This window comes from Microbacterium maritypicum, assembly GCF_008868125.1.
GTDB classification, from domain to species: domain Bacteria; phylum Actinomycetota; class Actinomycetes; order Actinomycetales; family Microbacteriaceae; genus Microbacterium; species Microbacterium maritypicum.
The window spans coordinates 1529876-1544137 of record NZ_WAAQ01000001.1; the positions used below are offsets into that span (position 1 = coordinate 1529876).

A 14262-nucleotide genomic window follows, 5' to 3' on the forward strand; every position below is an offset into this window, starting at 1 on the left:
CGGTCGTCCTCCGTGCCGCTACTCGCACTCCCCGAGGAAGCCGAGGTAGCAGACGGCCTCGTGGGTGACCGCCGCTTCAAAGTCGTTGTTGGACACCTGCCGCGTCGCGGTCTCGGGCGTGCGGGTGAGGTGGCCGAAATCGCCGAGCGAGGCGACGACCGAACCCTCCGAATCCTCCGCGCGCATGCGGTCGATCTCGGCGCGGTGCTGTCCGCAGAGGGTCACGGCCGCAGGAACGAGTTCGACGCCGGCGCAGGCTCCGGCGTAGTTGACCTCCATCGCATCGATGCAGTCCGTCCAGTCCTGGTCGACGGCGCACGGGCTCACTCCGTCGTCCGACACGAGGTACAGGCCGGTCTCGTACTCCTCGCTGTGGAACGTCTCCGGCTTCTCCGGCGAATCGACCTTCGTCCAGTGACGAGCGGTCGTGAAGGCCACCACCACGATGATGACCGCGATCAGCAGCAATGCACCGACGATCGAAAGCGCCACCCAGAGGCCGACCCGGCTCTTCTTCTGCGGCTCGCCGGAGGTCGGAGGAACGGCGTGGCCGGCGTATTCCGCCGGGCCTCCGCCGTAGGCCGGGGGAGCGGATGCGAACGCGGCCGCCCGCGCGAAGTCATGCCCGCCGAGGGGAATCGTCTCGGCGGTCGGCGAGGCGTCCGGCGTCGAGGACGCGTCGACGGCAGGCGCCGTCTGCGGGTTCGTGGACAGCCAGTACTCGTACCAGCTCCGGCTGGCCTGCGGGTCGGCGGCGACCTGCTGCGCCTCGGCATCCGTGAGCTGGATGCCCAGTCCCTGCCGGGAGACGGCGTCCAGCAGGGCGGAACGGAATTCTTCGAGAGACAGCGCCATGCTCGTGATGATGGCAGATACCGGGCCGTCCGACAATCCGCTCCCGAACGGCGATGTCGCAGGCATCGGGAAGAATGTCGAGGTGATCGGTATGAGGAGCTTCTGGAACGCGCTGCCCACCGAGGGGCGCTGGTTGCTGTCGACCGTGGCCGTTCAGACGCTCGGGCGCGGCATGACACTGCCGTTCACGATCATCTACTTCCACGAGGTGCGCGGTTTCGACCTCGGCATCTCGGGGGCACTGATGAGTCTCATCGCGATCACGGGTCTGGTCGTGACCGGTCCAGGGGGCACTCTGATCGACCGCTTCGGCGCACGGCGGGTGCTGATCGTGGGGCTGCTGTCCATGATCGCCGGATGCACGCTTCTCGCCTACGCCACGCACCCGGCGGTCGCCGCGGTCGCCGTCATGCTCATCGGCGTGAACTTCGGTGTGTCCTGGCCGGGGTTCAATGCACTCATCGCCACCGTGGTCGAGGGGGAGGTGCGCCAGCAGTACTTCGGCGTCAACTTCGCACTGGTGAACCTCGGGATCGGCGTCGGAGGAGTTATCGGCGGCTTCTTCGTCGATGTCACCGATCCCGCCACCTTCACGACGATCTTCCTCGTCGACGCCGCGAGCGGCCTGATCCCGCTCGCTCTGATTCTCGGGCCGCTCCGCCACGTGCGCACGCAGCATGAGGCAGCGGTCGACGCCCCGCCCGTCGGGGGATACCGGGAGATCCTGCGTCGACCCGCCGTGCTGTGGCTGACCCTTCTCACGTTCCTGTCGGTCTTCATCGGATACGGGCAGATGGAGGCCGGCTTCCCGGCTTTCGCGCGACAGGTCTCCGAGGTCTCCACCCAGGTCGTCGGCATCTCCTTCGCCGTGAACACCGCGGTCATCGTGCTGCTGCAGTTCGCCGTCCTGAAACTGATCACCGGCAAGAGGCGCACGAGGGTCATGCAGGTGATGGCACTCATCTGGGCGCTGTCGTGGGTGCTGCTCGGGGCGACCGGATTCCTGCCGGGCACTCTGGTCGCGGCCATCGGGGTGATCGCCTACATGGGCGTCTTCGCGTTCGGGGAGACGATGCTGCAGCCCACCGTCCCCGCGATCTACAACGACCTGGCCTCCGACCGTACTCGCGGTCGCTACAACGCCATCAACTCCGCGGCGTTCCAGGGCGGTGCCATCATGGGGCCGCTCGTCGCCGGCGTCCTGCTCGGCGGTGGGCTGGAGGGCTGGTTCATCGGCCTGATGATCGCGGGGAGCCTCGCTGTCGGGCTGCTGGCCCTGGTGCTGGAGCGCGCGGTCGACCCGGCGGCCAACGGAGTGGTCGACATCCATCGAATGGAGGAGCCCGACGAGGTCCGCACGCAATAGGCTCCGATCATGGCTCTGGAGTCTCTTTTCCTCCGACTGGATCGGATCGCCGGCGGGCGGCAGGCGGGCGTCGCCATCAGCGAGGCCGACCGCACGCACCCCAAGACCGTGCGTGCGTTCACCTGGATCATCTGGCTCCTGGTCGTCGAGCTGATCATCGGGGTCGGCGCCGTCGCCGTCGCACTCGCGTTGGCAGTCGACGGCGCATCGGTCTCGTTCGCCGTCTGGATGCGCACGCTCGTCGTGCTGGCGATGACCGCGACCCTGTTCTACTTCGCGTGGCGGGCGCAGCGCGGATGGCGGTGGGCGTATCAGCGTCTGCGCCTGTTCGCGCAGATCTTCCCGGTGATCACGCTCGTGATGGCAGCGATCCCCGGGCTCTACCCACTCTGGATGGTGTCGGAGCAGATCGTGTTCAGCCTGATCATGATCGGTATCGCCGACTTCCTGACGAGCGATCACATGCGCAGCACCTTCGCGGCGCCCCGCGCCGAGCCCGACGGGGAATAGCACGACGGCACCCCGCCACGCCACTCCCTTCCGCTGGCAGAAACGGCCGGGCATCCTCGATCGCAGACAGTCGAGGAGGGGAAACACGATGGCAAGACTCATCCGGGTGGTACCGGGGCAGGATCCGGGCTTCCGGCGCGTGCGATCGGGGTCGGGGTTCCGCTACGTCGATCCGGCAGGGGACACCGCACCCGAGGCCGATCGTGAGCGTATCCACGATCTCGTGATCCCTCCCGCCTGGCAGGACGTGTGGATCGCGGCCGACCCGCTGGCGCACATCCAAGCTGTGGGGGTCGACGGTGCCGGGCGCAAGCAGTACCTGTATCACCCGCTGTGGCGTGTGACGCGGGACCGCCGGAAGTTCGTGCGTGCGCTCGATCTCGCGGCCGCCCTTCCTCGCGCCAGAGCCCAGGTCACCAGGGCGCTCGCGCAGGAGGGGCAGACGAAGGAGCGCGCTCTCGCCATCGCGTTCCGTCTTCTCGACGATGCGGCCCTGCGCATCGGATCGGAGCGATATCTGGTTCGGCACGGCAGCCGCGGTCTCACGACGCTTCGACGGCGTGATGTGCGCGTGGCGGGCAGCGAGGTCGCCCTGTCGTTCCCGGCCAAGAGCGGTCGCACGGCATCGATCGAGATCACCGACGAGTCACTCGCCGACGCGCTCACGGACTTCGCGGCCGGGAAGTCGGGGGCCTTCCTGCTCGCGTACCGCCGGGGACGCCGTCGCATGCGGATCACACCCGCCGAGGTCAACGCCTACTTGCGGGAGGTCACGGGAGCGTCCTTCACCGCGAAGGACTTCCGCACGCTTCACGGGACGATCATCGCCGCGGATGCCCTCGCGCGGATCGGTGAGCTCGACAGTCGCAACCACCGGAGCCAGGCCGAGCGCCTCGCCGTGCAGGCGGCGGCGACGGCGCTCGGCAACACCACCGCCGTCGCGCGCGGCAGCTACATCGATCCCCGGGTGTTCAGCCAGTACGCCCGAGGGCGGACGCTCGATCTCTCGGTGACGCCCGAGACGGCCATCCGTCGTCTCCTCGGCGGCCCGGAGATCTCCCGGAAGGTCAACCGGCGAGCAGGAGCCAGACGACGGCGATGAGCATCGGGACGAGAGGCGTCGCCACGGCAGCCAGGACCGGCCACCACCGCACGCGTGTGTCGACCCGGCGCGCCCTGGCGGCGAGCGCGTCGCCGTCGCGGCGGTAGGCCTCCGGATCGAGGGGAGCGGCGGCTTCGTCGCGATAGAGCAGGGTGCGACGTCCGAAGCGGTCATGCAGTGCTGCGATCACGGTGAGGAACCGGTGCAGCTCTGCGTCGTCGGTCAGGTCGACGGCGGGGAAGTACACGTGCAGCGTGCTGTCGACGATCTCCAGGTCGAGGTCGGCGCTCGCATCGAGGAGGATCACCATGAGGTCGGGAGTGAGCACATAGAGCGCATCCGTCTCGTAACCCGTCGGTACCGACACGTCGAAGACGTCGCTGAAATCGCCCTCGAGTCGGAACCGCGATCGGCCGGTCGGGCGTCGTGGGAGCACACTGAGTGCTCCTCCGCCGCGCCGCGACCGGAGCGTGATCCGCGGCGCCTCGGACGGCAGTGGGATCCGCACCGCGCGCACCGTGTGCACGGTCGCCCCTTCGCGGTCGCCGACGACGAAGGTGCGCTCGACGCTGTCGAAGGGGATCTCGGAGCGACGCCCGTCGAGGTGGTCTCGTGCGGTGCGACTCGCGCGGTCGATCTGCTCGTCGATGGAGCCGCCCCACACGTGGTCACCGATGTCCGCGCGATACTCCCAGCCGAGTGCCGCGGCGACCGCGGCGAGGGCGGCACGTCGCCGCTGGTGCCGGCGGATGGTGATCGTCGAGGAGGCGACGAGCGCTGCACCGAGGAGAATCGCCCCCACCTGGGCGAGCGCGAGGATCGCGCCCGTCAGGCCGAACCCCACGGGCAGCAGGTAGAACGCCAGTGCTCCGGCGATCCCGAGGGTCGCAAGGGACGCCGCGACGAGGATCAGAGCGCCCCGCGCGCCATCCTCTGCGCGCGGTGCGGTCGCGCCGACCGAGAGCGTCGGCACCGTCAGGGCTTGTACACGATGGCGATGTTCAGCTGATCGCCCTCGCGGGCCCAGGCGAGCCATCGGGGTTCGCCCGTGCTGGTGAGCCGTTGGATCGGGATGACGTAGACGCCCTGCTCGGGGCGGCTCAGTGCTCGGAACTCGGGCTTCTTCGAGATCCAGATGGTGCCGCCACCGTCCCAGGGCTCGAGGCAGGTGTAGACGTAGCCGTGCGCGCGCAGGTTGACCCGGTCCGTGAGGGCTTCCGCCTGCTGCTTCAGCTCCGAGATGATCTCCTCGGGGACCTTCCCGTCGAGGGTGAAGGCCGCCACGTCGTACACGTTTCCCTCGCCGTAGTCCCTCGTGGTGAGCAGCGTCAGCTCGGTGACCCCCTTGTCGGAGGCACGGGTCCACAGCGCGTGCGAGTTCTTCGCGCGCTTGTTCATCAGGAACCCGCCGAAGTTCATTTTCTGGAAGGAGAAGTCGTCGAGCTTCGCCGCGATCTCTGCGCGTGTCGTCATGGGTGTCATGTCCTTGTCCGGGAGGTCGGATGGCCTCTCCGTCGAGTGAGCCTAGGGGTGCGGCGCGTCGGTTCGTCCGACTCCGAACGACCCCGAACGAACCCTGTCCGCAGACGCGCGACAGCGTGCCATAGGCTCGACTCATGCCCGCCCCGAGCACCCTCGATGAGCTCTGTCTGGGCCTCGGACGGATGCGTGCGGACGCGGGATCGCCGTCGTATGCCGAGATCGCCCGAAGGATCGGCAGCCTGCGCGACGGCGCCGAGCCTCCCAAGGTGACCGTCTACGACTGCTTCCGCCCCGGGCGGCGGCGGGTCGACGATCGTCTGGTCGGCGATATCGTGCGTGTGCTCGGCGGTGGGCGCACCGTGGCGGCTCGCTGGCGTGAGACCGCACGCGCCCTCAACGGCCAGAGATCGGGAGTCCACGTCGAGGTGACGCTCGGACCACGAGACGCCACCGGTGCGGATGTCGGACGAGAAGCGCTGCTGGCTGCGGTTCCCGCAGCGGACGTCCTCATCCTCACGGGCCTGCCAGGAGCGGGCAAGACCACTCTCGCCTCTGCACTGGCCGGCTCGTCGCCGGTGCTCACCGTGCACCTGCGGGAGTCGGAGCCCGACCGTCCGTACGCCGACCCGATCGACATCCTGCGGCGCATGCTCGGAGCGCTCGGCGTTCGCTCTCTTCCCTACGAACTGCCTCGTCTGCGGGAGCGGCTGCAGGCGGCAGCCCGCGACATCCTCGTGATCATCGAGGACGCGGGCGATGCCGGCCGCCTCGCGGCGCTGCTGGTTCCCGGTGTGCGCTTCATCGTCACAGCCCGCGTCGACCTGGCCGACCTCGAGCAGCGCCTTCCCTCGTCAGACGTGCATGTGGCGAGGGTCGTCGTCCCGCCGATGTCGAGTGGCGAAGCCCGCCGCCTCCTCGCTCGTCTGCTGCCTGTCGAGGAGGGGACATCCGCGAAGGGCGCAGAGGAAGCCCTGCGTGCGGATGCTCTGCGCCGCATCGTCGCGGTCGGAGGGGGGCTCCCGCTCGATCTCGTGATGCTGGCGGGAATCGTCCGCGAACACGAGGGCTGGTCGTTCCAGGACCTCGCATCGAGATTCGAGCACGAACCTCGCGACGCGCGCATCCGTCCGGTCCTGGAGGCGGCGACGCGTTCCCTGTCTCCGGCCGAGGCCGACCTTCTCGCCGATGCCGCGCTGCTGGACAGGGACATCGAGGAGGGCGTGCTCATCGCCGCGGCCGGTCCCTCCGCCGCGCGGGATCTGCGCCGCCTGCACGCCCGTCATCTGGTCGAGCTGCGTGAGGGGCATGTGCGCATGCACGACACGGTCTTCGCCTTCGCGGCAGAACGGTCACGGTCGCTCCGGCCGTCGTCGGTGCGCCGACGGTTTGTGGACAGATCCGCGTCCGAGGTGCTCTCCCGGATCGGGGAGGACCCCGACTTCGCCGCACGTGAAGTCTCGACCGTGCTCGCAGTCACGACCGCGGCCCGCGAGCACGGCCTCGACTCCGCCGTCGAGCAGGTGGCGATCGCGGCGCATCCCGCGCTCTCGCGCTGGTCGCTCTGGAGCGAATCCCTGCAACTGCACGACTTGGCGGCGCGAGGGGAGGGGCTCGATCTCGTGCCGGACATCGCGCTCGGCGTGGCGCATTGCGCGGAGAAGCTCGGACGCCTCGACGAGGCGCTCATCACGCTGCAGCGGGTGCGCCGCATAGCCGCGGGATCGGCTCTCGCCCGCACTTGGAACCAGATCGGCAACGTCCAACGGTGGATGAGTCACCTCGATGAGGCGCTGGAGTCGTATGAACGCGCGGTCGCACATGCGCGGGATGCGCGGGACCGTGTCGTGGAGGGACGCGCCGCCGGCAACCATGCAGACACCCTGCGCATCCTCGCCCGTTATCCGGAGGCGCTGGAGGGGTACGCCCTCGCCCTGTCGATGGCGCGGGCGGAAGGCGACGATCTCAATGTGGCCGTCGTGCGCGGCAATCGCCCGCTGCTGCTCCTCGCGATCGGGCGGCTCGACGATGCGGAGAGTGAGCTGCACGAACTGCTGGACGCGTCCGGCGGTGAATCCCTGCCTTTCGTCCGACGCACGCTCGCCCTCGTCGCCGAGGCGCGGGGTGACGACAGGCAGGCCAGCGACCTGTCCGCGGTCGCGATGCAGAGCCTGCAGACGGCGAGGGAGTTCGCGACCTCGGCCGATCTCGAGCTTCTCGACGCGCGGATCGCCGGACGAGCCGGAGATGTCGTGAGGGCGAGGACCGCGGCGGAACGGATTCTCCGAGAGGCGGAGCGTGCGGGCTCGCCGCTGATCGCGACGGAGGCGGCGAACTCGCTCGCCGAGATCCTGGTGTCGGCAGCCACGAGGGGTGCGGAGGATGCGGATGACCTCCTGCGGGAGGCCGAGCGGCACGCGCAGGAGGCGCGGAGCATCGCCGAGGCGACCGGGGATCGTGCAGAAGTGGCTCGCAGCGATGCGATCCTCGCTTCTGTCGCGCGATCGAGAGGCGACCAGCCCACCGTTCTCGTGCGCGCGCAGGCCTCCGCACAGGTCTACGCCGAGATCGGACACCGCCTGCAGACCGCGTGACGTCTCGGTCCACGGCGGTTCGTGCGGCATCCGGATGCCAGGATGGATGCATGGACACCGCCAACCTCACCCGCGAGGAGACCGCAGCGCGATCCGCTGCCGTCACCGTGCACCGCATCCGCGTCGAGCTCGACCTGACCGGAGCGCCGGAGCGCGCTCGCACCGGGTTCCCGACCGTGACGACGCTCGAGTTCTCGTCGACCGTCGACGCGACCTGGCTCGACTTCATCGGCGAAGGCGTCCAGCGAGTCTGCGTGAACGGCGTCGATCAGGAGATCGTCTACGACGGTGCCCGCATCTCGCTCTCGGGACTGGTGGATTCCAACGTCGTCCGCGTCGAGGCGATCGGCGCGTACAGTCGCTCCGGTGAGGGGCTGCACCGGTTCCACGATCCGGTCGACGACGAGACCTACCTCTACACGCAGTACGAACCGGCCGACGCGCGGCGGGTGATGGCCTGCTTCGAACAGCCCGACATGAAGGCCGAGTACACCTTCGTCGTCGACGCCCCCTCCGGATGGGAGGTGCTCTCGAATCAGTCTCCGACGCACACCGATCTCGGTGTCGGCGTGCAGCGCGTGGAGTTCGCACCCACCCTGCCGATCTCGAGCTACATCACGGCCGTGGCCGCGGGACCCTACTCGCGGGTGGACGGCGAGTGGCGCCGCGACGATCAGAGCGTCGCCCTCGGCGTGTTCGTCCGCCGATCACTCGCTGCGCACCTCGAGGCCGAGGAGATCCTCGAGGTCACACGCCAGGGGCTGGACTTCTTCACCGATGCCTTCGCCTATCCGTATCCGTGGGGCAAGTACGACCAGATCTTCGTTCCGGAGTACAACCTCGGCGCGATGGAGAACCCGGGACTGGTGACGTTCACGGAGTCGTATCTCTCCCGTGGCGCGGCGACCGACGCGCAGCGCGCCGCGCGAGCCAACACGATCCTGCATGAGATGGCGCACATGTGGTTCGGCGACCTGGTGACGATGATCTGGTGGGACGACCTGTGGCTCAAGGAATCTTTCGCCGACTACATGGGCGCCCATGCGTCGGCAGTCGCCACGCGCTATCACGATGCGTGGGTCACCTTCGCCGCCAGCCGCAAGGCGTGGGCGTACCAGCAGGACCAGCTGCCGACGACGCACCCCATCGTGGCGGACATCACCGATCTCGAGGCCGCGAAGCTGAACTTCGATGGGATCACCTACGCCAAGGGTGCCGCCGTGCTCAAGCAGCTGGTCGCCTTCGTCGGGGATGAGGCGTTCTTCGAGGGCGCCCGTCTCTACTTCGCCGCCAACGCGTTCGGGAACACGACGCTCGACGACTTCCTGGTGCAGTTGAGCGCCGTCTCGGGGCGGGACATGAGCGATTGGTCGGCGGCCTGGCTGCAGACCTCGGGCATGTCCACGCTGTGGACCGAGACCGAGACCGAGGCGGACGGGCGGAGCATCCTCGTGCAGACCGACCCTCGCCCGCATCGACTGCGCATCGGGCTGTACGAGCGTGTCGACGGCCGGGTCGTGCGGCGCGAGCAGCGTGAGCTCGACGTGGTCGGCGAACGGACCGAGATCGACCTGCCCGATGCCGATCTGGTGCTGCTCAACGACGACGACCTCACCTATGTGAAGGCTCGTCTCGATGCGCGTTCGCTCGCGACGGTCGAGGAGTCCCTCTCTGCGATCGACGACCCGCTGGCGCGCGCCCTCGTCTGGTCGTCGCTGTGGAACGCCACCCGCGACGGCGAGCTCGCGGCGGCGCGGTACCTCGAGATCGTGCGCACCCATGCGCCCGCGGAGTCCAACATCGGGCTGTTGACGGGCGTCCTCGCGAACGCCAGCTACACGATCCGCCACTTCGTCGCGGAGGCGAGCCGCGACCAGGAGCAGCGGCGCTGGGTCGAGACCGTGTGGACCACGCTGGAGGCTGCGGACGCCGGGAGCGACGCGCAGCTCTCCTGGGCCCGGGCGTTCGCGACGGCATCCGCCTTCGACGACGGGCATCAGGAACAGGTGCGGGCACTGCTGGACGGGCAGGCACCCGAAGGCCTCGTCATCGATCCCGATCTGCGCTGGCAGCTCCTCACGGCGCTGGTCACCACCGGGCACGCCGATCTTGCGGATGTGGCGGCAGAGCAGCAGCGGGACGACACGGGCGACGGACGTACAGCCGCACGGCGGGCGCGGTCGTCGCGACCGGATGCCACCGTGCGCCGCGAGGCATGGGACTCCGCTTGGAACGACCTCGCGCTCAGCAATGATCACCTCGATGCCGAGATCGGGGGTTTCCGCGCCGGCGGGCGCCGTGATCTCGTCTCCGGCTTCGATGACGAGTACTTCGCGCGGATCGGGCAGGTCTGGGGCGCGCGCAGCATCGAGATCGCGCGACGGCTGGTGGTCGGGCTGTTCCCGGCCGGCGATTCGTTGGAACCGGTCGATGCATGGCTGGCCGCGAACGCGGAGGCGCCGGCCGCTCTCCGGCGGCTCGTGATCGAGCAGCGTGATCACCTCGCGCGTGAGCTGAGGGTCAGGGCCGCGCAGGCCTGAACCTGTGTGCTCTGTCCGGTACGACGGTCGCCGGCTTCTCGACGATCGCGCCCGACGGGTGTGGTCGCGGGTGACCGGAGTGCTCACAGGCGCGCGGCGTCAGGTCGTCGGGGCCGTCCGCAGCTGAGCGGATGTCTCGTAACCGAGCGCGCGCAGATCGGGTCGGTCATCGCTCGAATGGCAGAGGATGATCGCGATCGCGGCCGCCCAGGCGCGTGCCCGCACCCAGGTCTCCTCGTCGTATCGGCGTCCCGTGGCTCGGCGGAACACATGTCGGCCTTCCGCGTCGAAGGCGAGCCATCCTGCGGCGAGGTCGTAGGCCGGGTCGCCGGCTGTGACGTCGCCGAAGTCGATAAGAGCCGACAGCCGATCACCGTCGACGAGGATGTTCCCGGGGTGCAGGTCGCCGTGGATCCAGACGGACTCGGTCGCGGGGGCGGCGTCGAGCCCGGTCTGCCAGATATCGGCGAGATTTTCGGCGATCGTCGCGGGAAGGTCTGCGAGGCGGGAGAGGATGCTGTCGTCCCGCACCGCCAGCGGCACCCCGCGGACCGGGTTCCGGGGTGCGTCTGCAGGTGCATCCCGGTGGAGGGTGAGCAGGACGGCAGCGAGTTGAGCGGCCCAGACGGTGTTGTCCCGACGGGGGCGACCGAGAGCCTGGCCGCCGGGCAACCACGGCACGATCGACCAGGGCCAGGGGAAGTGCGGGGTCGGTGAACCTGCGAACACCGGTAGGGGCGTGCGGACGTTCGCCGCGGCCAGGTGCATCGCGATCAAGGGGAGCGCACGCTGCTCGTGCCGGATCAGCGGCGCCGCCTGGAGTCGGCGGGGGATGCGCACCGCGAGATCCGCCCCGAGACGCCAGGTGACGTTGTCCCATCCCTCGGCAGACCGCGTCAACGGAAGTGCCGCCAGCTCCGGGGCGACGGTGCGGACGAGTTCGCGGACGTCGCGCTCATCGAGTGCTACCTCCGCGCCGGGGGAGTCCGCCATGCTCAGAGATCGAGGGAGTCGCCGGGCTCCAGCACGAAGAACTCGCCGCCGCCCTGTTCCGTGGCCCACTGCAGCCGCTGCCTGTGCATGTTCTTCCCGATCACCGACAGCGTCATGTCGTGGGTCCCGAAGGAGCGACGAGGGGCGACCGCGAGCACGAAGTCCATCGCTTCGCCGATCTTCAGCCAGGGAGCGCCGAGCGGTGCGGCGAGAGTGCCGACCGCGACGCCCTCGGGGACCGCGTAGGAGTCGCCGGGGAAGTAGAGCTCGTCGTTCACGAGCACGCCCACGTTCTCGACGGTCGGGAGGGAGGAGTGGATGACTTCGTGGGTACCCCCGAAGAATCGCAGGGTGAATCCGCCGACGTCGACGGTGTCGCCGGGAGAGACGACGGTGATGTCGTATCCCTCTGCGGCGCGGGCGACCCCGGCGGGGGCGAAGATCGGCGTGCCGGGTGCCGCGCGGAGGAGTCTGTCGAAGTGGTCGGCCGTCCAGTGGTCCGGGTGCTCATGGGTGATCACGATCCCGACCAGATCGGCGAGGTCGTTCAGGGGCGTCGTGAACGACCCGGGGTCGATCAGAAGGGTCTTCTCGTTCGCATCGAGACGGAGGGCGGCATGTTCGAACTTGGTGACGCGCATGGGAAGAGTCAACTCCTTCCGCTCGCCCACGGCAAACGTATTCGGCGTCGGATTCGGTGCGCCACGCCCGGGATTCGGGAGAGGGTGGCGTCGATTTGGCGCAGTGAGAATCGCCGTGGCATACTTGAACGGTTGTCGCGGGACGGAAACGTTCCGCCAGACGGCCCCATCGTATAGCGGCCTAGTACGCTGCCCTCTCACGGCGGTAACGCGGGTTCGAATCCCGCTGGGGTCACACAACAGAGAAAGCCTCCGGTTCGCCGGAGGCTTTCTTGTTTCCCCCCCTCAGTGCCGGGGATTCAAGGACAGGGTGCGGAACGTCCGGTTCCTCAACGGCAGGATCATCAGGGCCATCATCGCGCCCCCGAAGAGTGCGAACGGCACCCCGACGGTCGTTGCCGATGCGAGAGCGCCGAAGCCGGCCATCGCGAGCGGCATCAGACAGTCGTCGCCGAGGCGCGTGAGCGCGCCCATCCGGCCGAGGTAGGCCGTGTCGACGGTCGCCGAGAAGGTGGCGCTGAGCAGCACCGAGGCGTATCCCGCGGTCGCACCGATCACGAACGCGGCTGCAGCGACGGTCCAGGCCGGCCCGAACCCGAGCGCCACGATGCCTGCCCCTTGCACGACCAGCGCCCAGAACCCGGCGCGCGCCTCGTGACGTGGCCGCCACTTCGCCACCGAGACGGCCCCCAGCGCCGCGCCGAGACCGAGGAGCGCTTCGAAGAGCCCGACCGCCTGAGCGCCCCACCCCTCGTCGTGAGCACGGAGGGCGAGTCCGAGCCCGATCGCCGGGCCGACCGCCAGATTCAACCCCGACAGTGCGATCACGAGCGTGCGGGTCGTGGGGTTCACGGAGAGATGGGTGAACCCGCGGGCGATGCCGCGCAGCGCGGACTCCTTCTCCGCGCGGGCGAGGCGGAAGCGCGGGCGCAGCCAGATCGCGATGAAGGCGACCACCACGGTGAAGGTCAGGGCGTTCACCGACGCGCTTGCGGCAAGGCCTGCGTGCGCCACGACGAACCCGCCTATCGCTGCACCTCCCATGGTCCCCAGGCGTGAGGCCGTCTGGGCCGCAGCTCCGTAGGACGGAAGATCGACGGCTCTGACCAGCTGGCGCGCGATCGTCCCGGCTGACGGCTCGTACAACGCATCGCACACCCCGAACGCGATGGCGGCGAGGAGGAGGACCGCGACCGAGGGCGGTGTCGTGAGCACCCACACGGCCACTGCGACCAGGACGCCGACCCGGAGCACGTTGAACGCGAGCATGATGCGGCGGGCGTCCGCACGGTCGGCGATCACCCCTCCGAACAGGAGGATCACCGCGCGGGGCAGTGTTCCTGCGGCGACGATCAGCCCGGCGACCGCGGGGGAGGCGATCTGCACGGCTGTCCAGGCGAGGGCGATCGTCCACACGGCGTCACCAGCATCGGAGAGCGCCTTCACACCGATCCATGCATGCGCGAGGTGGTCCCGGCGGAACGCAGGAGGCGCGGTCACCTCGACGGGATCGCTGACCGTCGCCATCACGGCTCCGTGGGGAAGGCGTGCGCGAAGACGAAGACGGGGACGCGCTCCTGACCGTCGTCGAGGTCGATGCCCTCCTGCCACTCGCGGATCGTCCCGAGGATCCGCGCGGAGAGGTCGCGCAGCTCGTCGGGCGACGCCCATGCGGTCGTCTCCGTGTTCGAGCCGTCGTATCCCGCGTACGCGGGGTCTCGGCGACTGCGGTGCCAGCGCTGCAGCCGGGCTATCTGCATCCGGATGCCCTGCCGCTGGGCTTCGCGCGCGAGCAGGGCATCGGCGGGGGAGTCCGCGTAGTCGTCGGTCGACCAGGTCAACCCGCGTCGAGCCACCTTCCACCAGCTGGTGCGCTTGTCACCGGCGGGATCCGGTGCGCGTTCGACGACGCCTGCGCGCTCCAGCATCCGCAGATGATGGCTGATGCTGCCGACCTGGTTGTCGAGTGCGCGGGCGATCGCGGTGACCTGTGCGGTTCCGTACAGGAGCAGATAGTCGTAGATGCGGCGGCGCAGCGGGTGATGCACGGCGGTGATCACGGAGATGTCTTCCACGGGAGAAGACGCTAATCCCGCGGTGGTAGACGCACAAGACTTCTTGTATACCTCGGAATATCAACGAGAAGGCTCGCCCGGAAGCACCCGGGCGAGCCTTCTCCTAC

12 protein-coding genes and 1 tRNA gene are annotated in these 14262 nt (G+C 69.1%); 6 read left to right on the plus strand and 7 right to left on the minus strand.

Features of this window, described 5'->3' with window-relative positions; genetic code table 11:
- Window positions 1–18: 18 nt before the first annotated feature.
- Window positions 19–855, minus strand: coding sequence for a hypothetical protein (locus tag F6W70_RS07345; RefSeq protein ID WP_151486279.1), 837 nt, complete (start codon window positions 853–855; stop codon window positions 19–21).
- Window positions 856–865: 10 nt separating this feature from the next.
- Here F6W70_RS07345 and F6W70_RS07350 point away from each other — a divergent pair, with 10 nt between their 5' ends.
- The 3 genes from F6W70_RS07350 (at window position 866) to F6W70_RS07360 (ending at window position 3833) form a co-directional block, all read left to right on the plus strand.
- On the plus strand, window positions 866–2221 hold the full coding sequence (locus tag F6W70_RS07350; protein WP_318278829.1) for an MFS transporter: 1356 nt from the start codon (window positions 866–868) through the stop codon (window positions 2219–2221).
- A 9-nt stretch (window positions 2222–2230) separates the two neighbouring features.
- Window positions 2231–2731, plus strand: a complete 501-nt coding sequence (locus tag F6W70_RS07355) for a hypothetical protein (protein ID WP_055868615.1) — start codon at window positions 2231–2233, stop codon at window positions 2729–2731.
- A gap of 88 nt (window positions 2732–2819) precedes the next feature.
- Window positions 2820–3833, plus strand: a complete 1014-nt coding sequence (locus tag F6W70_RS07360; protein WP_151486281.1) for a DNA topoisomerase IB — start codon at window positions 2820–2822, stop codon at window positions 3831–3833.
- Here F6W70_RS07360 and F6W70_RS07365 read toward each other — a convergent pair.
- Together F6W70_RS07365 and F6W70_RS07370 are read right to left on the minus strand one after the other, a co-directional pair.
- On the minus strand, window positions 3799–4806 hold the full coding sequence (locus tag F6W70_RS07365) for a hypothetical protein (protein WP_151486282.1): 1008 nt from the start codon (window positions 4804–4806) through the stop codon (window positions 3799–3801). The two genes, F6W70_RS07360 and F6W70_RS07365, sit on opposite strands and share 35 nt — an antisense overlap.
- A gap of 2 nt (window positions 4807–4808) precedes the next feature.
- Entirely contained in the window at window positions 4809–5306 is a 498-nt protein-coding gene (locus F6W70_RS07370) for a hypothetical protein (protein ID WP_055872647.1), read from the minus strand.
- A 143-nt stretch (window positions 5307–5449) separates the two neighbouring features.
- On the opposite strand from F6W70_RS07370, the gene F6W70_RS07375 reads away from it, so the two are divergent.
- Both F6W70_RS07375 and pepN read left to right on the plus strand, forming a co-directional pair.
- Entirely contained in the window at window positions 5450–7906 is a 2457-nt protein-coding gene (locus F6W70_RS07375; RefSeq protein WP_151486283.1) for a tetratricopeptide repeat protein, read from the plus strand.
- A gap of 50 nt (window positions 7907–7956) precedes the next feature.
- Window positions 7957–10446: an aminopeptidase N gene (pepN, locus tag F6W70_RS07380; RefSeq protein WP_151486284.1), complete on the plus strand. Its 2490-nt coding sequence runs from the start codon at window positions 7957–7959 to the stop codon at window positions 10444–10446.
- A gap of 99 nt (window positions 10447–10545) precedes the next feature.
- Here the strand turns inward: pepN and F6W70_RS07385 are convergent, their stop codons facing one another.
- Both F6W70_RS07385 and F6W70_RS07390 read right to left on the minus strand, forming a co-directional pair.
- On the minus strand, window positions 10546–11439 hold the full coding sequence (locus tag F6W70_RS07385) for an aminoglycoside phosphotransferase family protein (protein WP_151486285.1): 894 nt from the start codon (window positions 11437–11439) through the stop codon (window positions 10546–10548).
- 2 nt (window positions 11440–11441) lie between these two features.
- The gene (locus tag F6W70_RS07390; RefSeq protein ID WP_151486286.1) at window positions 11442–12080 is read right to left on the minus strand and encodes an MBL fold metallo-hydrolase; all 639 of its coding nucleotides are present in this window, start codon (window positions 12078–12080) and stop codon (window positions 11442–11444) included.
- A 162-nt stretch (window positions 12081–12242) separates the two neighbouring features.
- Between F6W70_RS07390 and F6W70_RS07395 the strand changes: the two genes are divergently transcribed.
- Window positions 12243–12315 (plus strand) — tRNA-Glu (locus F6W70_RS07395).
- A 50-nt stretch (window positions 12316–12365) separates the two neighbouring features.
- Here F6W70_RS07395 and F6W70_RS07400 read toward each other — a convergent pair.
- Together F6W70_RS07400 and F6W70_RS07405 are read right to left on the minus strand one after the other, a co-directional pair.
- On the minus strand, window positions 12366–13607 hold the full coding sequence (locus tag F6W70_RS07400; RefSeq protein WP_151486287.1) for an MFS transporter: 1242 nt from the start codon (window positions 13605–13607) through the stop codon (window positions 12366–12368).
- A complete protein-coding gene (locus F6W70_RS07405; protein ID WP_151486288.1) occupies window positions 13607–14155 on the minus strand; it encodes a helix-turn-helix domain-containing protein in 549 nt (182 codons plus the stop codon). Before F6W70_RS07405 ends, F6W70_RS07400 begins: the two co-directional genes overlap by 1 nt.
- Between the last annotated feature and the right edge of the window lie 107 nt (window positions 14156–14262).